Origin of the sequence: Algoriphagus pacificus (assembly GCF_017254845.1) — a bacterium.
Classification (GTDB): Bacteria; Bacteroidota; Bacteroidia; order Cytophagales; family Cyclobacteriaceae; genus Algoriphagus; species Algoriphagus pacificus.
Map to the genome: position 1 here is coordinate 82,720 of NZ_JAFKCU010000008.1, position 25,987 is coordinate 108,706.

Consider the following 25,987-nt stretch of genomic DNA (forward strand, 5'->3'; position numbering starts at 1 on the left):
TCTGAAAGGAAGGATAAGATTTTATTTTTTACGTTTCCTTTTATTCCACCACACTAAAAAGCCCGTAATTGGCAAAGAAGAACCAATCAGAGATGCTAAACATGCCAGGATTCTTCCGGGAAGACCCCAAACAGTTCCAAAATGGATGTCATAAACCAATCCATTGATTTTGCTGAAAGTGCTCCGGTTTTCCGCAAGCCCATTCTGGAAATTACCCTTAAGCAGCTCTCCAGTATATTGATCATGGTAATAAAAATTGACTGCATTAATCCCCGATTTTGGTTTGATAACGGATAACTGAACAGCTTCGTCCTCCTTATGAGGAATGTTGATTCGAACTTCCGCCTCAGGATAGGTTGTATGATATTTTTGGATCAAACTATTTAAAACCTCATCCTTGGAACCAGCTTGCCCTGTCGTCGGCACCATGGATTGGGGAGATTCCCAAGTCAAAGTATTCTCGCCACTGACCTCTTTTAAACTTTCCCTGACCACTGCAAAACCCCAGAAAATTCCTGTGCCAATGGTGAAAATAAGAATCCATGTGGCATAAAAGCCAAGGATGTTGTGCAAGTCATAGTTTAGCTTTTTTGGGGAAGCAGACCATTTGATCGAGAATTTATCTTTTCCAGGTTTTCCTCTTGCAGGCCACCATAGCACCAATCCCGTAATGAGCATTCCCATGGAAAGCAGAGTCACCCAGTGGACGATTTCCCGCCCGGGAGGTCCTAATAACAAATTTCTATGTAGGTTTTTCAGTTTACTGATCCAACCTTTGTTCATATCCTGTAAGTGGATCAGCTCTCCCGAATAGGGATTTAAATAGGCATGGAAATAGGTTCCGGGTACATAGATTAATACCTCGATGGCAGTTTCGGGATCACGGTAAAGTGCGGTACGGAAATCCCCTTCGGGAAACTTCTGTTGCAATGTGTTTTTAATATCCGATATGGAAATTAAAGGCTGGTTCTCTTTTTTTACCTTTTGATGGAAAGCAATTCGACTCAACTCTGGTTCCCAGGTATAAATAGCTCCAGATAGCGCAATTATAAAAAACAAGAAGCCTGTCACCAGGCCAACGATCAGATGAACCTGGCCAATAATTTTTTTCAGAGTCATAAGCAAACAGTTGAATTCCAAAAATTTAATAAAAAAATCGAAGCACTGTCCTGCTTTGTTGGAAGTGGGATTAATTAATAGGAATCTAGCATTTGGCACTCGCACGAATAGAATTCTATATGGAGATATAGGAACAATATTCAGAATCTCTATTTACAAAGGCTAAAAATACTTGGTTGTATAATCAGTTTCTGTTGAAGGAAGCATAAAAAAAGGACCTACTAAGGTCCTTTTTTTGGGTCAAAACATAGCTTAGTAAGCCTAAACTGCAACTGGCATAGAAACTACTACCGGCAAGAGGACGGTGTGTTTTTCTATTGCCACTTTTTGCATGACTTCGGGATCTCCCAAGACTTCCTGCATTTTAGCTAAATCATTCACTTCAGCCACCAAAACAATTGAATTGGCGTCATCTTTGTCTTGAAAAGTTTGGAAACTGCTTCCGAATTGAGAGAAGATTTCTACTCGGTCTTGATGACCTTTCATCCAGGTGTCAAAATCGCCCACCTTGTGGCGCATTACTACTGTTGGCATGGGTTTATGGGTTAAAAGTAATTCCTACTCATTTGGCTTTTCGGATTTCGCCCCCTGGAAACTCAGGCAGGGACTGTTCTGGTGTTGAAAAAATCTCGCTCCAGTATGCTTAAGTTACCCATTCTATTTGAGAAAAATCAAAATTAAATTATTGAAAATCAATAATTTGAAGGTGTCTTAAATGCTTTAATGATTCTTCAATCAAAAAATGATTTTAGGAATATGATGTAAACTAGAAAAGTTTAAAAATTAGAGTACTCCTTAAACTTGACTTCAATCCCAAACCCCATTAATTTCGGTCAGAATCAATGGTTCGTTTTCAGTTACCACAATGGTATGTTCGTGCTGAGCCATAAATCCGCCTCTGTTTCCAACCATAGTCCAGCCATCCGAAAGTGTATCGGCATAAGTAGAATCTGTGGAAATAAAAGTTTCGATCGCTACAACCGAGTTTTTCTTAAAACGAGTACGGTTGTACTTGTCCCGGTAATTGGCAATTTCTCCAGGCTCCTCATGCAGACTTCTACCTACACCATGACCTGTCAGGTTTTTAATGACTTTATAGCCCCGTTTTTTGGCTTCCATCTCTATCAGATGACCCACATCCGAAATCCTTATTCCTCCTTTAATCGCCAATATGGCTTTCTGTAAAATCTCTTTGGATGCGTTAACCAAATCCTGATGCCCGTGAATATCCGGACCCAAGACAAAGGAATTTCCATTGTCTGACCAAAATCCATCCAACTCGGCCGATACGTCAATATTCACCAAATCACCTTCCTTTAAAATCCTTTTCTGCGATGGAATCCCATGGCAAAACTCCTTATTCACACTGATGCAAGTATGTCCAGGAAAGCCATAGGTTAAAAAAGGTGCAGACTTCTCACCAAAATCCGCCAAGATTTTTGCACCAAATTCATCCAGTTCTTTTGTGGAAATACCTGGACGAGCAAAGGCTGTCATTTCTTTCAAAGTGCAGGCAACCGCCTCACTGGCTTTCTTAATTCCTGCTAATTCAAATTCATTGGTAATGGACATGGCGGATAGGTTTTGGTTTGTTAGAAGGTAAAGAACCGATAGAATGGATTTTTAGTTTGTGAGGATAAAAAAAATTTCGTTTAAAAGATTAGCGTGAAAGAAAGGAATTCATAGAGCTTTTTCAACGCTACTTTATAATCAAATTCAGATTGCATGAAAAATATTAAATCTTATCAGTAGCCTGTTGAGTTCCGGTTTTTATCTCGCCCTCTCGTTGATAATTTGTGATGATCACTCCAGTAGAACTTATAACTGTACCTATTAATCGAAATGAAGCAGGTATCAGATCTGGTGAAAATAGATTTTTACCCTTTCCCAGTATCAGTGGATGGATTTTAAGTCTTAGTTCGTCGATTAGGTCATATTGGAAAAGTAGTTTTGCCAATTCACTACTTCCCCAAACTTGTAGATTTTGACCTTTAGAATTTTTGAGTTCCCTGATATCCTCTGCCGAATGAATTACCTGACTATTTTTCCAAGCTACCACTCGAGGATCAGAGGACTTTAAGGACTTCGAAAGTAGAAATTTTGTTCCCTTTGAAATGTTTGGCCAAAAAGAATCATGATATGGCCAATAATCAGCCCAGATTTCCCAAGTTTTTCTACCCAAAAGATAATCTGAAGGCTCCTGAAGTTCTTTCATAACTTCCTGATGATAGATTTTGTCGCTAAAAGGAGCTGTCCAACCCCCATATAAAAATCCATTTGATGGGTCTTCTTCTGGATTTCCAGGTGCTTGCATTACCCCATCCAGGGAGATCATTGAATATAAAGTGATTTTTCTCATGCTTTATCAGACCAAAAGTAGTATTACCAATTCAAATCAAAATTACTCTCTAAGGAACAGTATAAAGAGGTATTTTACGACATTTTAGAGGTTGATTCCCACTTGTATGTAGGATTCTAATGATTTTAAATTAGCTATAACAGGGATGATTTTTGGCTCATGATTTCCATAGATTCACCACCTATCCTGACAATTTTCCCTTACCTTTTCTTTTCAAGGATCAAGAATCTATCTTGGAACAGTCAAACCCAAAATCATGAAGAAATTAATTTCATTTAACCTGCTTTTGTTTTCTTTTTTATCCCTGCAGGCGCAGCAAAAGCCTTGGATGCTTGGGCCTTTTGTCAGACCTGAAGATGCAAAACCTATTATCGTGCCTCAGGCTAACACTACTTTTCAAGATCCCATGACTGGTAAAACCGTTGCTTGGGAATCTATGGCAACTTTTAACCCAGCGGCTGTGGTGAAAGACAATCAAGTAAATGTGCTCTATCGTGCTGAGGAGAAACTAGGTGAAAAAGAGATAGGCGGACATACTTCCAGAATTGGTTTGGCAACTTCCCCTGATGGTTTGACTTTCGAACGGGAGTCTGAACCTATCTTTTACCCTAAAGAGGACAATCAAAAGGAATTTGAATGGACAGGAGGGACTGAAGATCCGCGAATCGTAGAAACATCAGATGGCTTGTTTGTTTTGACCTATACCCAGTGGAACAGGGATGTTCCGAGGCTTGCCGTTGCCACTTCCAGAGATCTTCGAAACTGGGAAAAGCATGGTCCCATTTTTAAGGATTGGAAAGATGGGAAATACCACTCTACCGAATCAAAATCAGGAGCCATTGTCACCGAAATAAAAGACGGCAAACTTACCGCTGCCAAAATAGATGGGAAATATTGGATGTATTATGGGGTGCCACATATCTGGTTAGCCACATCTGAGGATCTGATCCATTGGCAACCTGTGGAGAATCATGAAGGAAACCGTGTCCCTGTTTTGAGTCCGAGACCAGGATATTTTGATTCTTGGTTGGTGGAAGCTGGACCACCGCCAGTCCTGACGAAAGATGGAATTGTGGTGCTTTACAATGCAGGAAATTCACAGCAAGTAGGTGTGAAAAATCTAGGAAACCGTGTCTATACCGGTGGTCAGGCACTTTTTTCGGCAACAGAACCCTGGAAGCTTTTGGATCGAGTGGAAGAACCTTTTATCCAACCCACCTTGCCCTTTGAAAAGTCAGGCCAATATCCTGAAGGAACCACCTTTTTAGAAGGATTGGTTTACTTCCAGAACCAGTGGTTTCTGTATTATGGTACCGCAGATAGTATGGTTGGAGTGGTTTCTTGGGATCCGGAGAAGTAAGGGTTTTCAAGTCAATGATTCCTAAAATTGATGGGAAAACATAGTAATTAAAGCACTCCCAATTGGCTGAAAAGTATCTCTCAATTGAAGATTAAAAAGTGATGCGCCCAAACCACAAGATCAATCAAAAAGTACTTCTTTTTCCCCCGATTTCAATCGGGTATTTCTAATAGCTCCAGGCCCTTCAAAACGATATTGCACACCCACGATATCCACAGGATTATTTGGGATCTCAGCGGCAAAGGCTAGCTTTTCATTGATGAAAAAACTGATTTGTTTGTCAATACAGGTCACTTTTACCTTAACCCAATCATTCAGATCACTACCAAATCCACTCAGGTCTTCAGATTGACTGGATACGCCTATTCCAAAAGCTGCAAGAAACAATTCACCCACGCATTCGGGTCTGGAAATAGGCAGGATCAAAATATCCTCTTTGCCTTGCAGGTAAATATCCACCCGCTGACAAGCCGCCTTTCCATCCGAAAATCCGGATTTTATTTCTGTTTCAAACTCAAAATTGTCAGTAGTAAATCCGCTGATGTCTTTTTGATTATAAAACCTAACCTCTGGTAAATCAGGAAACAACTCGACTCCGTATTTTTCAAGTAGTTCCTTGGAAACTTCCACCTGTCCATCTTTCTCCGTTTCTTCTTTCTGAAAATATAGCGGCTTTTCACCCCATGGAGCAGTCACCACAGACAACCATCCGTCAGTAATAATTTGAATGTCGTGTTCCTTCAAAATCACATTCCCGGCCATCAACTTCGCCCGGAAATACCCGGGATAATAGTAAATGGAAGAATAATGTTTCCCGTTTTTATCCACTGGCACCTTTCTTCTGACATCCCAATTCTGGCTAATAAACACCGAATCCGGGGCTTCCGCTTTTGACGCATCGTAATCAAAAATAACCGAGTTGGGTAATCCGCTTGTCAGGATGGTTTTGGATGAAAATGAGAAATCTGAGGGATTGTATTTTGCTTGTGACTGGAAATAAAAGGTCGAAGCCACGATAAAAAGAAGAATTATTCCTGCGAAAATGTAATACAGTTTTGGCAAACCCGATTTGGCTTTGGGTGCTTTTTCTTTGGCCTCTGCTTTTACCTCTTGAATCGGTTCTTCCTTAGATTCAAAATCTCGCCAATCTTCAAAGCCTACAAAACGTGATAAAGTATTCAAGGTAGTCACAGAAGGACTGGAGCCATATTTCACTTTTCCGAAAAAACGCTTCAGTGTAGATACGCTAAGATTGACTCCTGTGGCCTTTAGGATTTCGTCGCTGAGTTTTTCAAAGTCATAGTTTGACCATTCCTCAGCTGATCCCCAGGCAAGGTGCGATTCAATGGATTCACGGAGTCTTTTAATTGCTGTCATTTCGTTTCTGAACCCGCTTTCTGAGGCTCATTCCTACAAATTTAATGTTTTTCAAAGGACTGCAAATCTATCATTTGACTCAGTTTCAAATGGACAAGAAATGCAATTGAAACCAATATGAACTGGATTTGAACAGGTTTTAGGCATGGAAACACGCGAATTTGCAATCCTAATCAAAATCAAAAATGAATAAATCAATTCTGTTTGTAACAAGCTTGCTCACCATCCTGTCCAGCCGTCCTTGCTTCAGCCAAACCCGAACCCCTGACCTTACAAAAGCTTCCAACTTTAGCGCTTCAAATAGGGAATTTGTACTGGGAAAAGACCAAGATAAAGGTCAGATCATCCAAGTAAAAAGTGCGGAAGGCCCCGGAGTGGTTTGGCTAGAGAATGTCCTGTTCTCTACCGGAACGCTGGAATTTGATGTGAAAGGTAAGGATGTTATGCAACGGAGTTTTGTAGGGTTGGCCTTTCATATTCAGAACGACAGTACCTACGAAGCCATCTATTTCCGTCCGTTCAACTTCAACAGCGCTGAAGAATTGCGACGCAGCCACTCGGTTCAATACATTTTCTTGCCGCAGTTTGACTGGTTTAATTTACGCGAGAGCCAACCGGGGAAATACGAAAACCCGCTTCCAAAGCCTGTAGATCCAAACGATTGGTTTCATGTCAAAATCACTATTAGCCATCAGCAGATTCAGGTTTATGTGAACGACTGGCCAACCAAGGTGCTGGATGTAAAACCCATTAATCCGAATGCCGACGGAAAATTAGGTTTCTGGGTGGGAAATGGGTCTGACGGCAGCTTTGCCAACCTCCGCATTCAACCTGATTAAAAAAATCTTAACTATTCAAAAACCAACTACTATGAAGAAAGCTATTTCACTTTTTGCCCTCTGTTTTTCCATGAATTGTTTTGCCCAGCAAGTGGAAATGAAAGCAGAAAATTTTGAGATCCCCAAACCTGAAAACGTCGAATTCCTAACCTACAAAGGAAAGGAAAGCATGAAGCTTTTGCCGGGTTCGGGGCCGGTAGAAATCAAGAATCTCAGTTTCAAGGACGGAACAATTGAGTTTGACCAGGAAGCAGGAACACCGGGTTTTGCGATCAGCCTTTATTTTCACCGAAAAGATAATCTGGAGCAGGAGATTGTTTACCTAAGGCTAAAAGATTTTGATGACCCGCTTTCCAACGAGACCATTCAATATACTACTTATCTGGATGGGGTGAATCTGTGGGATATGCATCCGCATTATCAAGCACCTGCTCCCGTGAATTTGAAGGATTGGAACCATCTGAAACTCGTGATAGCAGGAAAGCGGATGAAAGTATACTGCAACGGAAAGGAAGTATTGGATATCCCCGAGTTGGAAGGTAGAATCAGCGATGGAACCATTGCGTTTGAGGGGAATTCGTATGTGGCAAATCTCTCTGTCAAACCCAACGAGACAGAGGGTCTTCACCCTGAAGCCTTACCTGATCTGACAAAATTCCAGTCAAATTACATTCGGGAATGGTCCATGTCTTCACCTCAAAATCTTCCCATAGGCAAAGAAATAACGCGTGATGATTTTCCTGATGCAGGAGATTTTACAAAAACCATTTCTGCTGAAAGGCTGGGCCTTCTCAATATCACCCGTGAACATGGCATGAGTAAAGAACGTCGGGTGATCTGGCTCAAAGCTGAAGTGGAAAGCAAGGTGGCTCAGACTATTGATCTTCAATTGGGGTTCAGTGATGAAATCTGGCTTTTTCTGAATAATCAGATGACTTACGTGGATAAAAACCTCTATCTACAGGACATGCAAAAATATCCGCAAGGTCGCCTTTCCATTGAAAACGGAACAGTTCCTCTCCATCTGAAAGAAGGGAAAAACGTAATCACTGTTGCGCTGGCCAATGATTTTTATGGCTGGGGACTGATGGCCCGCCTCAGAGAAACGGACAACCTGATTTCCATTCAAAAATACACTCCGCCTCCTGTCGTGTCCATCGAAAATATCAACCAATACCTTGGCACCTACATCACTCAGGCATTTCCGATTACGATGACCTTTACTAATGTGGGAGGGAAGCTGTATACAAAAGCCTCAAACCAAGCTACAGATGCACTGGAAATAGCTTACCGAGGCAATCATCTATTTGAGCTGGAAAAGGAAAACCTGAAATTTCAATTTAAACCTGAGCAAAACCTCTTGATTTTCACACAGGGTGGGCAGGATTATAAGTTTGTGAAGAAGTGATTAAATGCAGAGTCTGCTAAGGCTTTAGATTTGCTTAACGCCAGAAAGCCGGGACAAAAGTTCCGGCTTTCTTATTTCAGTGTTCAACACGCTCCGTTAAGTCCTAAAGACATTAATTAATGTGTTCAACATATTCCGGAGAGTCTTTGAGACATTAATTAAAGTGTTCAACACATTCCGGAAAGTCTTTCAGACTATAATTAATGTGTTTAAGACATACCTGAAAGTCTTTGAGACGATAATTAATGTGATCAACACTCTACTTTAAGTCTTTAGAAGTAAAATTATAGTGATGAACACTCTCCGTTGAGTCTTCAGGAGTAAAAGTTAAGTGTTCAACACTTTCCTGAAAAGGCATTAATAATTAGAAAATTAAATCCCCAATTCTCTCTTCTTTTTCTTAATAAAGGAGCCCATGTCGCTCATGTCTTTTGTAAAACCTCCAGCCTGCATAAAATGATTGGAAGTGTTAAACCAATGAGTAGTTTCTTTTCCCTTTAACTTGATACTGTAAAGTGGAGGTGAAACAAATTGGATTTGGGAAATGGATTCAACATCCAACCAATTTACTTTTTCCTTGATTGAACCGGAATTAATTTCGATGGTTTGATCACCCATTTTAACCCAAACAAATTTATCCTTAATGGCAAAAAAGAGGATTAAGAAAAAGATACCGATCAAAGCAAAAATCAGAGTAATAAATAAATCTTTTTCCATTGGCTCCCCATTCATTATTATCAGATGGGGATAGAAGTACGAAATAATCGCACTTGTCAAAATTATGATTCCGATTCCTAAAGGAGCAAACTTGAAAAGAGTATAAGAAGTTTTATGGCTTTCCATTTGGGGAAATAATGGTCATTGGAATTTGAAAGATATAATTTCTTGAATTATAAAATCAAAAAAATAAAAGATCCAGCTCTTCGAGATTTGCAATCTCGAAGCTTTATAATTTTCTCTTTTTACTAGGATTAAAAATCCTATGAAATTGGTTCTGGATTACAAATCCTGAACTGGGTATCTGGTTGGTGAATTTAAATTCATCAAGAGGAACAGGTTCAGAATGAGCGGTTTATTATAAGGTATTTATTTTGGAGACTATTAAGTTCTACGCCTAGTTCCTTATTTGTTTTCTACTCCCAGATTGTTTAGGCTTTTTCTATAAACAAATTTCCCTTGTGGTTCTGAAAAAGTAATAGTGACTTCCAATTGGTTATTTATTATTTCAAAAGGGAATTCAATTCTATTTTCTTCATCAGGATCCTCTTGAAAAAAAGTGATTATATTCTTACCCTCAAAAACTAGGTATTTTCCAGTGGTTACTTCAGTTGGCCTAAATTGCCATTTATAATTTCCTTCTTGATCGAATTGAAATTTATTTTCGCTGTAGAGGAATTTAGACATAACCTTAATTTGAACTAGTTGACTAGAATCTAGGTCAGTTTCACCAAATTCTGGGAAAACCAATAAAGAATCGTTTTCAAAATTATAATAGAGTTCCCCATTATTTATGGAGACAATGTTCCAATCACCGTAAAGAGTACTTTGGGCAAAAAGGGAATAGGGAATTATAAAGTTTAAAAACAAGAATAGAAATCGGGTATTCATTTGGTTTGATGTATTATTATTTGGACTTTAAAAGTAAAAGGTTTTTAGGTTGAATGATAACAGTTTAGCCTTTATCAAATTTATTAGACCTGGGTTTTTATAATTTACTCAGAATGGGTTCAGTTTAAAACGATTGCCACGCTGCGCTCGCAATGACGGTTAGAAGGAAATGACTTTGGAAGAATGAATCATTTTTCTCCGATCCCCGTTATTCTGATCCTTCGCCAATTACCTTATCTGATTTCAAAAGCTGGATTTGGGATTGGCGGCAGGCAAAAGTATCTTTGTAACCTTAATCCTTAAAACCGATCAATAGTGGCAAATAAAACTGTAAAAGTGGGCTTGGTCCAATTGAGCTGTTCTGCTGATGTGGCAGCAAATCTCGAAAAAACCATCGCGGGAGTTCGAAAAGCGGCAGCTCAAGGCGCGCAAGTGGTGGTCCTTCAGGAGCTGTTCCGTTCCCTTTATTTTTGTGATGTAGAAGATTATGAAAACTTCAAGTTGGCCGAAGCCATCCCAGGTCCCTCTACGGATACCTTTGGAGCCTTAGCAAAAGAACTTGGAGTGGTTATCGTTGCATCTCTTTTTGAGAAAAGAGCAGAAGGCTTGTACCACAATACCACGGCAGTCTTAGATGCAGACGGTTCTTACCTTGGCAAGTACCGAAAAATGCATATTCCGGATGATCCGGGCTATTTTGAGAAGTTTTACTTTACGCCTGGAGATCTTGGTTATAAAGTATTCAATACCAAGTTTGGGAATATCGGAGTATTGATCTGCTGGGATCAGTGGTATCCGGAAGCAGCGAGAATTACGGCTTTGAAAGGAGCGGATTTCTTGGTGTATCCAACTGCGATCGGTTGGCACAAAGATCAGGATGGCCTGACTAATGAAGAACAATACGGTGCTTGGCAGACGATTCAACGATCCCATGCTGTTGCCAATGGCATTCCGGTAGTTTCAGTGAACCGTTGCGGGATCGAAGGAGATATGAAATTCTGGGGAGGATCTTTCGTTTCCAATCCTTTTGGAAGAGTGATCTTCAAAGCCAGCCACGAAGAGGAGCAAATCCACGTGGAGGAACTTGATTTTGAGGGTTCCGACCGATACAGAACACACTGGCCTTTCTTGAGAGACCGTAGAATTGATTCATATCAGCCGATTACCAAACGATTCCTCGACGAAGAATAGGACCATGTCAGATATTTTTGAACTTGCGAAAACAGGAGCTGTGACTCCCGCGGAACTGGGATACTATTTCCCTGCCGAATTCGCACCCCATACATCCACTTGGTTGAGCTGGCCACATAAGGAGGAATCCTGGCCTGGCAAAATCCATACGATTTATCCTGCCTACTGCGAATTTATCAAGATCGTCGCCAAAGGGGAAATCGTGAATATCAACGTGGCGGATGAAGCCATGAAAGCTTTTGCTTTGGCACAACTGGAAAAAGCCGGAGCAGATCTCAGTAAGATCCGATTCCATTTCTTCCCTACCAACGATGCCTGGTGCCGGGATCATGGACCAGCTTTTCTGATCAATCCGATTGCGGAAGAGAAGAAAGCTTTGGTGAAATGGAATTACAATGCCTGGGGGAATAAATATCCACCACATGATCTGGATAACCAGATTCCTTACCGCATTGCTGAGCATTTGGGGATTCCTTGCTTTACGCCTGGGATCGTCATGGAAGGCGGTTCGGTAGAGTTCAATGGCAAAGGAACACTTTTGACATCCCGCGCTTGTCTCTTAAATGAAAACAGAAACCCACATCTGATCCAGTCTCAGATTGAGAAATACCTCTGTGATTATTACGGAGTAAATCATATTCTCTGGGTAGGAGATGGAATCGTGGGAGATGATACTGATGGGCATATTGATGACATCACCCGCTTTGTGAATGCCGATACGGTAGTGACTGTGGTAGAAGAGAATAAGTTGGATGAAAACCACTTCTTACTCGAAGAAAACCTACAGGAACTGAAGCAAATGCGTTTGGAAGACGGCAAACAGTTGAATATTGTGGAGTTGCCAATGCCAGAAGCAAAATATTACGAAGACCAGCGATTACCTGCTTCCTATGCGAATTTCTACATCGCCAATGAAGCTGTGGTTGTACCGACCTTCCGTGATAAAAATGACCAAAAAGCATTGGATATTTTGACAGATTGCTTCCCTGACCGCAAGGTTGTAGGAGTGGATTCACTGGATATCATCTGGGGCTTGGGTAGTTTCCATTGCCTGAGTCAGCAGGAACCGGCTGTTTAGTACTTATGGTTTAGTACCGTCATTGCGAGCGCAGCGTGGCAATCCAGATTAAAAGTTCGAGATTGCCACGTCGGCTTTTGGCCTCCTCGCAATGACGTCTAAATAGCGATTTCACTATTTTATTCCTTGTAAAAGCACCGTCACTGCGAGCGAAGCTTGCGGAGCGAGGCAGTCTCGTTAAATAGCTGAAGATTACCACTTCTGCTTTTGGCCTATTCGCAAGTGAGTATTAAAATACGAGATTGCTTCGTCGTACCTCCTCGCAATGACGGTCCGAATCGGTTTGTTTTCGTCATTGCGAGCGTAGCGTGGCAATCCAGATAAATAGTTCGTGATTGCCACGTCGGCTTTTGGCCTCCTCGCAATGACGTCTAAATAGCGATTTCACTATTTTATTCCTTGTAAAAGCACCGTCACTGCGAGCGAAGCTTGCGGAGCGTGGCAGTCTCGTTAAATAGCTGAAGATTACCACTTCTGCTTTTGGCCTCCTCGCAAGTGAGTACTAAAATACGAGATTGCTTCGTCCTACCTCCTCGCTATGACGGTCCAAATCGGTTTGTTTTCGTCATTGCAAGCGCAGCGTGGCAATCCAGATAAATTTATCGAGATTGCTTTGTCATTCCTCTTCGCTATGAGGTACTAAAACTTGAGATTGCTTCTTCGTTCCTCCTCGCAAATACGTTTCAAAATTTATTTTTTTAGGAGCGGGATTAAAATATTGCCGTCACTGCGAGTGGAGCTTGCGGAACTTGGCAGTCTAGTTAAAATAACTCGAGATTCCTTCGGTCGTTCCTCCCTCTCAATGACGTAATAATATTGGATTATTTTCATCAATACCTACCACTCTTTTATTTCATCCCACAAATCTTTCCATTCTGGATTAATGGAATTGATGAGTTCTTCCTTCTTTTTGCGGCTTCTTCCTTTGATTTGTTTTTCACGATCTATTGCCTCTTCAATTGAATTGAAAGACTCGTAATAGACCAGTTTATTTAAATTGTATTGAAATGTAAATGAGTTTGGGTTGAGTCTGTTTTTATGTTCTTGGACTCTTCTAATCAGGTCATTTGTAACTCCTGTGTATAAGACAGTATTCCTAGCATTTGACATAATATAAACAGCCCCACCTTTTTGCATTATTTGAATTTAGAAAAATTTAAATTTTAAATGATTTTGGTAAAACGAAGTCACTCCATCTTTATAACGAGATTGCCACGTCGGCTTTTGGCCTCCTCGCAATGACGTCCTAAAACATGAGATTGCTTCGTCGTACCTCCTCGCAATGACGGTCCAAATCGGTTTGTTTTCGTCATTGCGAGCGAAGCGTCTCAATCCAGATAAATTTATCGAGATTGCTTTGTCATTCCTCCTCGCAATGAAGTCCTAAATGCGAGATTGCCACGTCGGCTTTTGGCCTCCTCGCAATGACGGTTCTAAAACGTTCCTGCCTACTGCAACTGCCTACTGACCAACAATCCTTCCATCCTCCATCTCGATTATCCGATCTGTTCCGGCGGCGAACTCGGGATCGTGGGTCACAATCAACATGGTTTGACCAAATTCCTGAGCCAGCTCTTTGAACTTGTTGTAAACGATATCTGAATTTTTCTTGTCCAGATTTCCTGTCGGCTCATCCCCCATAATTAACAAGGGGTCATTAATTAAGGCCCTAGCAATTGCCACACGTTGCTTTTGCCCACCTGAGAGTTGGTAGGCTTTTTTCAGGGCATGATCCTCCATTTCAAAAATCTTCAACTTCTCAATGGCTCGATGCTCCAGCTCTTCTCTAGAATACTTACCCAGTTTTAAACCAGGAATCATGATATTTTCCAGTACAGAGAATTCATTGAGCAGGTAGTGGAATTGGAAAACAAAGCCGATTTTTTCATTTCGGAGTTTGGCTAGGTAGTTGGCAGGTTTGCCGGAAATCAACTCTTTATCCATCCACAACTCACCAGTGAATGCCGTATCCATGGTAGATAAAATGTACAACAAAGTGGATTTTCCGCACCCGGATTTTCCTACAACGGAAACAAATTCTCCTCTAGGGATTTGAAAAGTAATTTCCTTAAGTACTTGCGTCTCTTTCGGATTATAAAAAAACTTATCAATGTTTCGGGCTTCCAAAACAGTTTCATTTCCCTGCTTCATTTTCCTCTGATTATATCTACAGGATCCACGGAACTCGCTTTTCTGGCAGGAAAATACCCTGCGAAATAGGTTGTGATCACGCTAAAAACCCCGCCGATTAAATAGTATTTCACATTAAAATCCACCGGGAAAGTCTTGATTGTGGGAAGCGCCTCCGTCTCAAAAGGAATCCGCTCGATTCCAAGGCAGGCAAAATATCCCAGCAGTAAACCGATACTTCCACCGATCACTCCGATGGCTAAGGCAATGGTGATAAAAATTCTTTTGACATCACTGGAGTTAAAACCGATGGCTTTGAGAATCGCAATGGTGTCTAATTTCTCATAAATCATCATGTTCAGGATATTGTAAATCCCGAAGCCTGAAACTACCAAAAGCGTAATTCCCACAGCATAACTGATTAAAGTTCGGATGTAAGTACCCGTCTCAAACTGGGCATTTACTGTTTGAATGTCATCCGCATCAATTCCAAAAATCCCTGCGTATTCCTTGGCCATAGCAGGAGCGAGGTCCAGATCAGTCAATTTCACCTGAATGTCTGTGATGTAGGAAGCGGGTTCTCCCAGCATTTTTTGTACTGTTTCTATCGAAGCAAAACTATTTGCATTATCATAATCTCCGAGTCCAGATTGATAATAGCCCACCACTTTCAACTGTATTTTATTCCCTTGAGCAGAAGTAGCCTGAATCACATCTCCGATATCTGCCAACATACGGTCAGCTGCACCTTTGCCTAAAATGATGCTATTGGTTTGCTTTAGTTCCTCGAAATTGCCTGTGGTAACATAGTCCTGAAAAGCAAAAAGTGAAGCTTCTTTGTCCACGTCTATTCCATTGACCACTCCCGTGATGTCGATGGTGCCAACATTGAAAAAAACCTGCGCAGCAATTTTCGGACTGAGTCCAATAACTCTTTTGTCCTCCTCCAGCGTCTTCATAATGGATTCACTGTTGTAAATCGAAAGTCTGCTGGTACTAGGTCGAATGGAGCGGATGATGTTGATGGAATTGGAGAAATCATCACTCAGATCAATTGGCTGATCAGGATTTGGCTTGATTTCATTGTAAAAGCGGATGTGTGGAGTTCTGTTTAGGACCAATCCATCCAGCATTTCATTTAAGCCATTCATAAATCCCAGTAATGTCACAAACATGGTGATGCTAAAGGTCACACCGATGGCGGCAATCAAGGTTTGCTTGAGTCGGGCTGTCATCAAAGCCTGTGAAATCTCTATGAGTAGTTTCCAATTCATAGGGAAGGTTTGAGGAGCTTAGTTTGATTATCTATTCCTTCCAAAATCTCAGCGAATTGGTAGTTTTTGATGCCAACTTTCACTGGTATCGTGTCTTCATTTTCATTGATGACCAGAGAATCAGCGATGAGGTACGAACGTGGAATGATCAAAGCTTTGGTACGGACATCCGTGATAATATTAGCCTCAAGGCTTAAGTTGGGATAAAGTTGGGGAGGAGCTTTGGTAAATCTCGCTTCCACTTTAAAACTTTTGGTCTGGGTATCCATGATCGGATAGATTTTTTCCACCACCGCTTCAAAAGCCTCCCCTTTGTAACTATCCATGGATACCATGACCACCTGCCCCAATTTTACTTTTGAGATATCATATTCATCAACTTGCAGCTCCAATAGAAAATCATCTACGCTTCCTAAAACAGCCAAAGCAACCTGTGGAGTTACCATTTCACCTTTTTCTTTGAGCAGCGCGTAGACTTTGCCATTGATTTTGCTTTTTAGCACATAATCACTTTCCAGAACTTTGCTGATCGCGAGATTTTTTGATGCGCTACTTGAGTTGAATTCTATTTCTCTTTTCAAATCCTTATATCTGATCAGAGCAGACTCATAGGCAGTTTTGGAATTTTCCCAGTTCAGCTTTTTCTGTTCAAATTCTACTTCTGTCCCAATGTTTTGATCGCGGAGATTTTTCTGGCGAACGTACAACAAAGAATCATTCTGCATTTTGCTTTTAGCAAGATCAATCGTAAGCTGAAGGTCTCGAAGTCTGGATTGATTTGCCTGTAAATCAGCATAGGATTTGGCTATTTCTGCATTTTCCCGGCTCAGTTTTTCTCTTTCACTGAAAACTGCCAAAAGGGGTGTACCAATGGAAACTGTATCCCCTTCCTTGACAAAAATCTCTTGGATTGGGCCGCTAGCATTTGTGAAAGCATCATATTGGTCCGCGGCTTTGATATTTCCAGAGGCATAGACCGATTCGGTTATTCCACTGATTTCTGGTTGGATGGTTTCATGTGAGTCTGAGCCACAACTGAAAAAAATGATGCAGAGGATGAAAGAACCAACTATCGAAAATCGAACAGGGTACTCAGAATTGAGTTTTTCCATAGGTATTCTTTGTGTTAAAGAATGAGATTAATCCTTCAAATTAAGGACAATAACTAGATTAGTCCAGTAATTTTAAGCAAAGACGGATTTTACTTCGTATTTACTCCAAACCTTGAACCTATTGATGTATTCTAATTTTGAATTTGTATGAATCTTTTCTCGTCTCGCATTCTAATAATGCTTGTTTTTGCCTGTTTTTTAAGCTCTTGTGCTTTTCAACCTATCCGAAGAACAAAAGATATCACCTTTGTTGAAGCGAATAGTTCCGAAGAAATCCCAATGGAACAGTTGAATGTCTTTTCGCCCAAAAAGTCCGAAAATCTGCCTGTGATGGTCTTTTTTTACGGAGGAAGCTGGGAAAGTGGAAGAAAAGAGATTTATGATTTTTTGGGATCAAGAATGGCCCGAAAAGAAGTGGTCACGGTCATTGTAGATTATCCACTTTCTCCAGAATATCAAATCGAATCCATGGTTGAAGTGGCTGCAAAAGCTGTTGTTTGGACCAAGAAAAATATCCAGCAATACGGAGGCGATCCCAATCAGATTTTTGTTTCAGGGCATTCGGCTGGAGGACATTTGGCTTCTTTGCTAGCCACCAAAGACGAATACTTTGAGGAATCTGGATATTCAAATCCAATCAAAGGGGCGATTTTGATAGATCCAGCAGGGTTGGACATGCATTGGTTTCTCTCGGATTATCCAAAAGAAGGAAGAAAGTACCTGAAGACATTTACAGAAGATCCCGCCATTTGGAAAGAATTTTCACCAATCTATTTCCTAGAGGATCAAGAAATACCTATGCTGATTTTGGAAGGGGAAAGAACCTATCCTAGCATTCAAGAAAGCATCAAGCGGTTTAAGAAAAAAGCCGAAGAGGAGGATGCAAAAATAGTCTACAAGTTTTATGAACATAAAAAACACATTCCGATGATTACCCAGTTCCTGTGGACGGGAGGCAAAGCTTATGAAGATGTGTTGCAGTTTATAGAAAATGAAAGCAGCGAATTCAAAAATGCGACTAGCTTTTAATCCTAATTCGGATCTACATCCACAATAAACCGAACCGATCGAAATTCAGGTTTGGCAGTAATGGTTTCTTGAATGACCGCTAAATGATTTTTAAAATCTGATTGCGTACTACCTGTCCGATCCAATTTGATCAAACTTTCGAATTGATAGAGGTTTTTGATCCTCCCGATAATTGCTTTTTCAGGTCCCAAGACTATTTTTTTGACAGCAATTTTTGCCATGTGTTGATGCAATTCCAAAGCAGCTCGCTCGGCTGTTTTATAGTCAGAATGGCGTGTAGTTATTTTGATCAGCTTAACAAAAGGTGGATAGTAAAACTTTCTGCGTTCATGCATTTCCTGCCGATAAAATTCAAAATAATCTCCTTTAATCACTCGATCATAAATGGCTTCATCAGGCCTTCTAGTCTGAATGATGACGTTTCCTTTTGCTTCCCTGCGACCGGCTCTTCCAGCGACTTGGGTGATTTGCTGATAGGCTCTCTCGCCTGAGCGGAAATCAGGGAAATTCAAAATTCTATCTCCGTCCCAAACTCCCACAACCGTGACATTACCAAAATCCAATCCCTTGGTGATCATTTGCGTTCCCACCAATATATCGATGTGTCTAGCACCAAATTCGTCGAGAAGTTTTTGATAACCATACTTGCTTCGGGTAGTGTCCAAGTCCATTCTGCCTATTCTAGCTTCAGGGAAAAGCAAACTCAGGGATTCCTCAATTCGCTCGGTTCCCATGCCCATAGTTGCCAATTGTGTGCTGCCACAGGCCGGACAAGCGGTAGGAACTTTCTCTTTGTAGCCACAATAATGACATCTCATTTCCTCAGCAAATTGATGGTAAGTCAAACTCACATCACATTGGATGCATTGACCTGTCCAACCGCAATCCTCGCATTGGATATAAGGAGAATAGCCTCTTCTGTTTTGGAAGATCAATACCTGCTCATTTTTACTTAGGGCATCCTGGATTTTCTCTCGCATCATGCGTGTAGTGTCCACTTTCAGGAGGTTTTTTCTTTTGTCTGCACTCAAATCAGCCAAATGGAATTCAGGCAAATTGGAATTGCCATAGCGCTCTGGGAGCTCAACCAAACCATACTTTTCACCTTCAGTGGCGTTGAAATACGATTCGAAGGAAGGCGTAGCAGAACCTAAGAGTGTTTTAGCCTGATGAAAGTAAGAAAGCATTATCGCTGCATCTCTGGCCTGAAATCTTGGCGCCGGATCAAATTGCTTGTAGCTGGATTCATGCTCCTCATCCACGATGATCATTCCTAGACTATCAAAAGGCAAAAAAATGGAAGATCGAACTCCTACTACGAAAGGAAATCTTCCCGAAATCACTCCGTTCCAAACTTCTACGCGTTCATTGTCTGAGTATTTGGAATGATAAACCCCCATTTGACCACCGAAAACCTGTTTGAGTCTCGCCACAATTTGTGTTGTCAAAGCAATTTCAGGAAGTAGCATCAAGACCTGAGAACCGGATTCTAAAACTTCTTTGATCAGTTGGATGTAGATTTCGGTTTTTCCACTTCCCGTGATTCCATGAAGGAGAACCGTTTGTTTGCTTTCAAAATGAGTTTTGATTTCAGAAACAGCAGCCTCTTGCTTTTCGGAAAGAATCAATTCTCCCGCTGTGATTTCTGTTTCATCAATGCGGTTGATCACTTGCTTGAAAGACTCGAAAATTCCGTTTTTAATCAGGGTTTTTAAGGAACTTTCGGAGTCTCCTTCTTCCAAAAGTTTAGCTTTATCCAGCCCCTTTTCATTCAAAGCCGGATTGTTGAAAACAGGAAGATCACGTAAAAATTTCAGAAGAATCGATTCCTGTTTTACTTTGCCTGAAAGCTCTTCAAAAACAGCCTCCAAAGCTTTTTTATCCTGTGCGATTTCAGGTTTGAGTCGGATTCTGGTTTCTACTTTCGGAGTGTATTTATCCTGGATCCGTTCAAAAATTAAGATTGCTTCCTTGATCACCAAACTTTTCAGGATAGGGTGAATGGTTTTTACGCCTAGGATCTTTTCGCAGTCATCATAACTAAGCTCCGGAGAATTCTCTAGTGCCTCCAGGATTTTTTCCTCCCTCTCGTCCAAGGGATATTGGCTTTCTTCTGGGTCGAAATTCGGATTTAATTGGACTTTGCTCTCACTACTGAGACGAAGACCGGAAGGCAAAGCTGCCAGCATGACCTCTCCGATATGGCAGCAGTAATATTCTGCCATCCAAACCCAAAATCGAATCTGCAAAGGATTGACCGTAGGCTGATCATCCAAAATGTCCAAAATTGGTTTGGCATCGTATGCTTGGGGAGGCTTGTTGTGAACTTTGCCGATAATTCCCGTCAGAACCTTCTTTTTTCCAAATTGGACGATGACTCTGGCTCCGATTTGAACTTGGTTTTCAAGACTGTGAGGAATGCGATAAGTAAACATGCGCGGTATTGGCACCGGCAGGATTATATCTGCAAATGAGTTGCTCCCTTCTTCAGGGAATAAATCTTGATTTCCAAACAAACTTTCCAAGGAATCAGGCGAGATAGGGGAGTTGAGAAATAGCTTCTTCAAAAGTACTTACCGGTTTCTGGCAAGCATGATCAAAGCAAACATAAATTAAGGCATTTCCCTTGGAATCGGGAGTTTTTCCCTGAAGTATCGGGGCAGTTTCTGTCAATTCTTCCGAATAAGCCAATACCAAATTGGGTAAATAGCTAGCCTTGAATTTTCTCGCAAGTTCATTTGCTCCCTTTCCTACAATAGCAATTTCAGCGGTTGGAACCAGACTCTCCAAGTACAGATTAGCCCAATTACAGAGAAATCCAGGATCTCTCAAAATCAGATCCTTCATGCCTCCAAGCATCTTTTTGGCTACCTCTTCATATTTTTCATCATAGGTAAATAAGGAAAGTTTGTGCAGATTTCTAGCCATGATGGAATTGGAGGCAGGAATGACATTGTCAAAAAGCTCCTTTTTATTGGCGATGAGTTTTTCAGAGGTTGGATTGTTGAAAAAGAAAAAGCCATCTGATTCATCGTAAAATTCATGAAGGCAGATTTCTGTCAAATCCTTTGCTGAATTTAAGTAAGAAGCTTCGGCAGTTGCCTCAAAAAGCATTAAATCTGCTTTAATCAAAGAAGCATAATCTTCCAAAAATGCCGGGGTATAAGCTTTTCCGTTTTTATAGGATCGGAATAACTTTCTGGATTCCATCATTCTAGATTCTATGAATTTTCTGTTTGAAACGGCAAGATCAAGAATCGTTTTATCTTCCGTTGCGAAGTAGGCCTGTACCAATCCTGCGATCATCAGAGCATTCCAACCACTCAAGATCTTATCGTCTTTTCCAGGAGCAATCCGTTGATTTCTGATAGATAGTAGCTGTTGCTTGACTTTGTTTAGTTTGGAAATAAATACCTCTTCGGTTAATTGATAAGCTTTGGCAACCTCCGAATAGCTTTTGGTTTGGAAAAGGATATTGACGCCATCTTCCCAGTTGCCATTGGATTTGATAGAATAGAGCTCCGAAAACCAAGAGATGTCCTCAGGAATTAATTGCTCCAATTCCTCGTAGGTCCAAGTGTAAAACTTGCCTTCTACACCTTCACTGTCCGCATCCTGGGCTGCATGAAATCCACCTTCTTCCTGAAGCATTTCTGATCGTAGCCAGGCTATGGTTTCAGTGACTTTTTCTAAGTAAAATTCATCTTGGGTAACCTGATAAGCTTTTGCATAAAGCTCCAAAAGTTGCCCGTTGTCGTAGAGCATTTTTTCAAAGTGAGGAGCAAACCATTCTCCATCTACTGAATAGCGTGAAAAACCACCTCGAAGCTGATCATAAATTCCTCCCATTCCGATTTTTCGAAGAGTAAATGAGACCTTTTCAGTAAGATTTTGGCTCTTGCTCAGCAGGGCATAATCCAACACAAAGTCCCAAATAGTGGGCATTGGAAATTTTGGGATGCGATTCATTCCTCCCCATTCGGAGTCGATTTGGCTACTTAATTTTGAAATGGCTTCGGCCAAGTCATCCGGGTCAAGTTCTATTTCACCCGATTTGATTCCATACTTATCAGTTTCATTTCTGGCGATGCTGTTTCCAAAGCTTTCTGCACTTTCAGCTAACTGATCTTCATGCTTTGCAAAAGCATCTGCAATGTTGGTAAGCAAGTTTTTCCATTGGTTGTTGGGAAAATAAGTGCCTCCGTAAAAAGGCTTTTGATTTGGCATCAAAAACACATTCAAAGGCCAACCTCCCTGAAGTCCCATGGCTTGGACTGCATCCATGTAGATATTGTCGATGTCTGGTCTTTCTTCCCGGTCAATCTTGATGCAGATGAAATTTTCATTCATCAGATCTGCGGTAACCTGATCTTCAAAACTTTCTCGCTCCATCACATGACACCAATGACAGGCAGAATACCCTATGGAAACTATCATGGGTTTATTTTCTGCCTCAGCCCTTTTTAGTGCTTCCGGTCCCCAAGGGTGCCAATCCACAGGATTGTGGGCATGTTGAAGTAAATAGGGACTTTGGCTATCGATTAGTCTATTAGGATTTTGACTCATGGTTTTCTTAAAAATCGGAAAGTTCAGCGTTTACTTTTTCCAGTTCACTTGAAAAATCAAATTGCGTGTTTAATCGTTCCAGCTTTTCCTTCAAGTTTCTGAGAAACTTCTGATGCGATTCACTTTTGGGATTGAATGGTCGATGTGAAAGCTCGGTTTTGATTTTTTCAATTTGCTCGGCTAGCTTATAAGTTTCTTCCGAAAGAACAGACTTTTTCCATTTTTTCCAGATGTAATCTTCAGCCTGAGTTGTAGGATGGATCAAATCTGGCTTGTAAAACCGATAATCTCTCAACTCATCAACCATGATTTCATAGGAAGGAAAGTAGGAGACCTTATCGAATTGGCTGGATAAGTCAGCACAAAGCACACGAAGGATACTTTTGCTTAATTGATTTTCGGGAATTCCGTCTTTCGTATGTCGAACAGGACTAAGGGTTAAAATTATGTTGAGCTGAGGATTGAATTCAAACAATTCCGAAAAAGTTGAAGCCAAAGTATCTGACATTTCTGTCAAGGAAAGTAGACGCTTTTTAAATAGGTTTCCAGGTTGTTTATGACAATTAGCCACTTGCTCACCGGATTCTGCTAGTTCGTAAATCCATGCTGTTCCTAAAGTGAGAATCAGCAAATTCCCGTTTTCCAGATAATCTTTTGTCAGACTTAATTCCCCGGCTAGTTTTCCTCTGAGTTCCTCCAGAGAAAAGCCCATCACTTGCGAATGTGCTAAATAATGGAAATGCAAATCCTCTCTTTCTAGATATAGATCCCCTGGAAATGCAGATGATTCCAAGGCCATTTTGAGAAGTTTTTGGAGTGAAATTGGATTGAAAATTGTCCCAAAAGGATTGATTAGGATGTCAAACTTAGAATCTAGCATCCGCTTGCCCATGCTTTCCGCAAAGCAAGACCCCATACTTAAGATCTTATCTTCGTGTGTAACGAGATTTGGAAAAGAGGGTATTTCGAAACTTGTGGTCCATTGCATCCTCGAAAATAAGCAATTGGTATCTTAGAAGGTAAGATGCTTCCAAGAAGATGAGTGATTCCCTATTTTGAGGGCCATTTGAAAGAAATTTGAAAATTTTTTCAGGGTAACTGTGATTTTTTTGGAAAAGGAGAGACTAATAGAGAAAACCAAGTAAATGAGCAAAGAGGAGGAATTCATTCATTTAATCCAGGAAAATCAGGGCTTGATCTATAAGATCACTTTGATTTATTCCAAAGAAAAAGATGAACAGGATGATCTATATCAGGAAATAGTCTATCAGACTTGGAAGTCTTTTGATCAGTTTAAAAAAGCTTCCAAACCTTCTACCTGGATATATCGGGTAGGGATGAATACGGCTATTACCCATCTGAATAAGTCAAAAAAGAAGCCTTTGATGGTTTCCATGGATCAGACACTGTTTAACTATTCGGAACCTTTGGACAGTGAAAAAGATGAGAAGATCCAATGGCTTTATGCTCAGATCCGAAAATTGAATCTGCTTGATCGTGGGATTATGTTTTTGTTTCTCGAGGGCAAAAACTATGAAGAGATCGCGCAGATTACGGGGATCACAACGAGTAATGTGGGAACGAGAATGTCCCGCATCAAACAAAAATTAAAGTCTGAGGCCAGTCCTAAACCAACAAAAGTATGGAACTAGAAGAAATGCAAACCCTTTGGGCTGATTTGAGTCAGAAGATTGAAAAGCAGGATAAAATTCAAAAAGAACTATTAATGGAAATCACGAAACAAAAATTCAAGAAAAAGCTTGACGGCATCCGCTTACCGGAAATGATCGGGTCCGTAGTATGTTATATATATGCCATGTATTTACTTTCAAAATTCCCAGAGTTGGACTTATGGTACAATCAGGTCTTTGCTATGATCACGATCCTGATTTTGACATTGCTTCCTCTTGCCAGTTTGTCTGCCTTAAAAGGCATGCGAAATGTGAAAATAGAGGAAGATGCACCTGCTCAGATGCTTGAAAAATTTGCAAAAAGCAAAATCAGGTTTTTGAATGTACAACGCTACGGGATGATTTTTGGAGGATTAATATTGGTAACTATTTTGCCCCCTATTTCGGAAATTCAAGGAAACACAGACCTCATATCCAAGCCGCTTTTTTGGGCGATTTATTTGCCAGCCGGAGTTTTGTCGATGTTCTTTTTCAGTAAATGGGCACTAGGCAAATACAAAAAGGTCATCGCATCCTCCGAACAGTTGCTTTCGGAATTGTAACAAAAAAAGAAGCTGTCACACAGCTTCTTTTTTTATTTCGTCATAAAGTCTTTTGACTTGGTCATCTCCGAATCCATAGATTGGAACACGATTTCGAAACTCTCTGAAAATCTTTCCAAAATCATCCGTGTTCAGTTCATTCATAATCTGAATAATTGTAGCCTTTGGTTTGCCTGGATAATCCCCATGAGGAATACTGTCTTTCCAAGCCTGGACCGCTGGTAGCAAAAATGGGAGTTCGATGGAAACCTGCTTCGAAAGAGTCATTGCTTCATCGATATGATGTTGTTGAAACATCTTCCAAAGATTGGCTAAAATCTCGCATTGGTTTCTAGTCAAAAGTTTTGCATCCCGGAAATGTTCTTCCATCTGTCTTTCATTCTGTTCTGCAAAACCCAATCGTAGGTCTGCCTTTTCAGGTAAGACAAGGTAGGTCTCACCTTTATGCTTTTCCAATAGATGCATCACAAACCACAAGTTTACTTGGCAAAACAAATCAAGTTCGAACCAGCAATAAACTTTGGTTTCAGGAGATACAGTCAGTATTTTCTCAAATTCGGGAACAGTTTTTCGGAAATAATTCTCCTCGGAATCATTACTTGTATCAGGAGTTAAAAACTGATTTCTGATAACCCATAATTCTTCTAAAGAATGAGCTTCCACAGGACCGTCTACTAAACATTCTCTTGCGATTGCTTTCTCGCCATGGATATCTGAAGGAAAGGAAGAAGCTAAGGCGTCGCCATTTAAAATATGTAACATGCTAGGTTGATTTTTGGTACAATTCTAAAATTCATTTCTAAAAGGCACTCTGATCATTTTTCAGTACCATTTACTCAAATCAGAGTGTTCATTGAAATTTAAACAGCTTTTGGAAAAGCGGTGTTCCTTAAGTTTTGTTAAAACTCCTTTAATCTCGGAAAATCCAAGCAGGATTTAAACACCTCAGCCATGTTTTCTTTCAGAAAATCCCAAGCTAGACCAGCTTTCCTTGCCTTAAAATTCCTTGGAAAAAGCTTTCCTCAAACTGGTCTTTTGAATTTGTTTTTAATTCTGTGTTTTTAATAAAAAGTTATCTTTTATACTAAAATATAAAATAATTATAGTATTAAATATTTTAAAATATAAATATAGGTTAATAAAAGACTTATATGTATAGACAATTGTTATTATATAGAGATGATAATTATTATCTTTTTAAATTTTATATTATTTTAATAGTTATACTAAAAAAGTATTACATTTTTAATGCAATATAGAATCCAATTTTGTTCGATATTGGCATAACTGTCTCAAAAACAGAC

At 40.4% G+C, this 25,987-nt stretch carries 23 protein-coding genes; 8 read left to right on the forward strand and 15 right to left on the reverse strand.

Features of this window, described 5'->3' with window-relative positions:
* Nucleotides 1-21 precede the first annotated feature (21 nt).
* From J0A69_RS21260 to J0A69_RS21275, 4 genes are all read right to left on the reverse strand, one after another.
* Nucleotides 22-1,119 carry a PepSY-associated TM helix domain-containing protein gene (locus J0A69_RS21260; protein WP_206588648.1) on the reverse strand — a complete coding sequence of 366 codons (1,098 nt, stop codon included), beginning with the start codon at nucleotides 1,117-1,119 and terminating at the stop codon, nucleotides 22-24.
* 261 nt (nucleotides 1,120-1,380) lie between these two features.
* The gene (locus J0A69_RS21265) at nucleotides 1,381-1,653 is read right to left on the reverse strand and encodes a hypothetical protein (protein WP_206588649.1); all 273 of its coding nucleotides are present in this window, start codon (nucleotides 1,651-1,653) and stop codon (nucleotides 1,381-1,383) included.
* A gap of 273 nt (nucleotides 1,654-1,926) precedes the next feature.
* Nucleotides 1,927-2,691, reverse strand: a complete 765-nt coding sequence (gene map, locus J0A69_RS21270; RefSeq protein WP_206588650.1) for a type I methionyl aminopeptidase — start codon at nucleotides 2,689-2,691, stop codon at nucleotides 1,927-1,929.
* 163 nt (nucleotides 2,692-2,854) lie between these two features.
* Complete coding sequence (locus tag J0A69_RS21275; RefSeq protein ID WP_206588651.1) at nucleotides 2,855-3,478, reverse strand: dihydrofolate reductase family protein; 624 nt, start codon at nucleotides 3,476-3,478, stop codon at nucleotides 2,855-2,857.
* A 256-nt stretch (nucleotides 3,479-3,734) separates the two neighbouring features.
* Here J0A69_RS21275 and J0A69_RS21280 point away from each other — a divergent pair, with 256 nt between their 5' ends.
* Entirely contained in the window at nucleotides 3,735-4,838 is a 1,104-nt protein-coding gene (locus tag J0A69_RS21280) for a glycoside hydrolase family 130 protein (protein ID WP_206588652.1), read from the forward strand.
* Between the two features lie 120 nt (nucleotides 4,839-4,958).
* Here the strand turns inward: J0A69_RS21280 and J0A69_RS21285 are convergent, their stop codons facing one another.
* Nucleotides 4,959-6,215, reverse strand: coding sequence for a hypothetical protein (locus tag J0A69_RS21285; protein ID WP_206588653.1), 1,257 nt, complete (start codon nucleotides 6,213-6,215; stop codon nucleotides 4,959-4,961).
* A 185-nt stretch (nucleotides 6,216-6,400) separates the two neighbouring features.
* Here J0A69_RS21285 and J0A69_RS21290 point away from each other — a divergent pair, with 185 nt between their 5' ends.
* Together J0A69_RS21290 and J0A69_RS21295 are read left to right on the forward strand one after the other, a co-directional pair.
* Nucleotides 6,401-7,054 carry a hypothetical protein gene (locus J0A69_RS21290; protein WP_206588654.1) on the forward strand — a complete coding sequence of 218 codons (654 nt, stop codon included), beginning with the start codon at nucleotides 6,401-6,403 and terminating at the stop codon, nucleotides 7,052-7,054.
* A 31-nt stretch (nucleotides 7,055-7,085) separates the two neighbouring features.
* Nucleotides 7,086-8,462: a LamG domain-containing protein gene (locus tag J0A69_RS21295; protein WP_206588655.1), complete on the forward strand. Its 1,377-nt coding sequence runs from the start codon at nucleotides 7,086-7,088 to the stop codon at nucleotides 8,460-8,462.
* A gap of 372 nt (nucleotides 8,463-8,834) precedes the next feature.
* On the opposite strand, the gene J0A69_RS21300 is transcribed toward J0A69_RS21295, so the two are convergent.
* A complete protein-coding gene (locus tag J0A69_RS21300; RefSeq protein ID WP_206588656.1) occupies nucleotides 8,835-9,305 on the reverse strand; it encodes a hypothetical protein in 471 nt (156 codons plus the stop codon).
* 279 nt (nucleotides 9,306-9,584) lie between these two features.
* Nucleotides 9,585-10,070 carry a hypothetical protein gene (locus J0A69_RS21305; RefSeq protein WP_206588657.1) on the reverse strand — a complete coding sequence of 162 codons (486 nt, stop codon included), beginning with the start codon at nucleotides 10,068-10,070 and terminating at the stop codon, nucleotides 9,585-9,587.
* Between the two features lie 315 nt (nucleotides 10,071-10,385).
* Between J0A69_RS21305 and J0A69_RS21310 the strand changes: the two genes are divergently transcribed.
* Both J0A69_RS21310 and J0A69_RS21315 read left to right on the forward strand, forming a co-directional pair.
* Complete coding sequence (locus J0A69_RS21310) at nucleotides 10,386-11,261, forward strand: carbon-nitrogen hydrolase (protein ID WP_317194894.1); 876 nt, start codon at nucleotides 10,386-10,388, stop codon at nucleotides 11,259-11,261.
* A 4-nt stretch (nucleotides 11,262-11,265) separates the two neighbouring features.
* Nucleotides 11,266-12,339: an agmatine deiminase family protein gene (locus J0A69_RS21315; protein ID WP_206588658.1), complete on the forward strand. Its 1,074-nt coding sequence runs from the start codon at nucleotides 11,266-11,268 to the stop codon at nucleotides 12,337-12,339.
* Nucleotides 12,340-13,176: 837 nt separating this feature from the next.
* On the opposite strand, the gene J0A69_RS21320 is transcribed toward J0A69_RS21315, so the two are convergent.
* The 4 genes from J0A69_RS21320 to J0A69_RS21335 all read right to left on the reverse strand — a co-directional run bounded on the left by J0A69_RS21320 (nucleotide 13,177) and on the right by J0A69_RS21335 (nucleotide 16,855).
* On the reverse strand, nucleotides 13,177-13,476 hold the full coding sequence (locus tag J0A69_RS21320) for a GIY-YIG nuclease family protein (protein WP_206588659.1): 300 nt from the start codon (nucleotides 13,474-13,476) through the stop codon (nucleotides 13,177-13,179).
* A gap of 324 nt (nucleotides 13,477-13,800) precedes the next feature.
* On the reverse strand, nucleotides 13,801-14,490 hold the full coding sequence (locus J0A69_RS21325; RefSeq protein ID WP_206588660.1) for an ABC transporter ATP-binding protein: 690 nt from the start codon (nucleotides 14,488-14,490) through the stop codon (nucleotides 13,801-13,803).
* Nucleotides 14,487-15,743: an ABC transporter permease gene (locus tag J0A69_RS21330; protein WP_206588661.1), complete on the reverse strand. Its 1,257-nt coding sequence runs from the start codon at nucleotides 15,741-15,743 to the stop codon at nucleotides 14,487-14,489. The genes J0A69_RS21325 and J0A69_RS21330 overlap by 4 nt, the downstream gene beginning before the upstream one ends.
* Nucleotides 15,740-16,855: an efflux RND transporter periplasmic adaptor subunit gene (locus J0A69_RS21335; protein WP_206588662.1), complete on the reverse strand. Its 1,116-nt coding sequence runs from the start codon at nucleotides 16,853-16,855 to the stop codon at nucleotides 15,740-15,742. The genes J0A69_RS21330 and J0A69_RS21335 overlap by 4 nt, the downstream gene beginning before the upstream one ends.
* Nucleotides 16,856-17,002: 147 nt before the next feature.
* Here J0A69_RS21335 and J0A69_RS21340 point away from each other — a divergent pair, with 147 nt between their 5' ends.
* Nucleotides 17,003-17,884 carry an alpha/beta hydrolase gene (locus tag J0A69_RS21340; protein ID WP_206588663.1) on the forward strand — a complete coding sequence of 294 codons (882 nt, stop codon included), beginning with the start codon at nucleotides 17,003-17,005 and terminating at the stop codon, nucleotides 17,882-17,884.
* Nucleotides 17,885-17,886: 2 nt separating this feature from the next.
* Here J0A69_RS21340 and priA read toward each other — a convergent pair whose 3' ends face one another.
* From priA to J0A69_RS21355, 3 genes are read right to left on the reverse strand one after another with little or no spacing between them, the layout of a single operon-like run.
* Entirely contained in the window at nucleotides 17,887-20,409 is a 2,523-nt protein-coding gene (priA, locus tag J0A69_RS21345) for a replication restart helicase PriA (RefSeq protein ID WP_206588738.1), read from the reverse strand.
* Nucleotides 20,410-20,413: 4 nt separating this feature from the next.
* Complete coding sequence (locus J0A69_RS21350; protein ID WP_206588664.1) at nucleotides 20,414-22,450, reverse strand: thioredoxin domain-containing protein; 2,037 nt, start codon at nucleotides 22,448-22,450, stop codon at nucleotides 20,414-20,416.
* Nucleotides 22,451-22,457: 7 nt separating this feature from the next.
* Entirely contained in the window at nucleotides 22,458-23,438 is a 981-nt protein-coding gene (locus J0A69_RS21355; protein ID WP_206588665.1) for a GSCFA domain-containing protein, read from the reverse strand.
* Nucleotides 23,439-23,595: 157 nt separating this feature from the next.
* Between J0A69_RS21355 and J0A69_RS21360 the strand changes: the two genes are divergently transcribed.
* A complete protein-coding gene (locus tag J0A69_RS21360; protein ID WP_206588666.1) occupies nucleotides 23,596-24,102 on the forward strand; it encodes a sigma-70 family RNA polymerase sigma factor in 507 nt (168 codons plus the stop codon).
* The gene (locus J0A69_RS21365) at nucleotides 24,093-24,683 is read left to right on the forward strand and encodes a hypothetical protein (protein ID WP_206588667.1); all 591 of its coding nucleotides are present in this window, start codon (nucleotides 24,093-24,095) and stop codon (nucleotides 24,681-24,683) included. Before J0A69_RS21360 ends, J0A69_RS21365 begins: the two co-directional genes overlap by 10 nt.
* A gap of 15 nt (nucleotides 24,684-24,698) precedes the next feature.
* Here J0A69_RS21365 and J0A69_RS21370 read toward each other — a convergent pair whose 3' ends face one another.
* The gene (locus tag J0A69_RS21370) at nucleotides 24,699-25,445 is read right to left on the reverse strand and encodes a DUF1835 domain-containing protein (protein ID WP_206588668.1); all 747 of its coding nucleotides are present in this window, start codon (nucleotides 25,443-25,445) and stop codon (nucleotides 24,699-24,701) included.
* Nucleotides 25,446-25,987 lie beyond the last annotated feature (542 nt).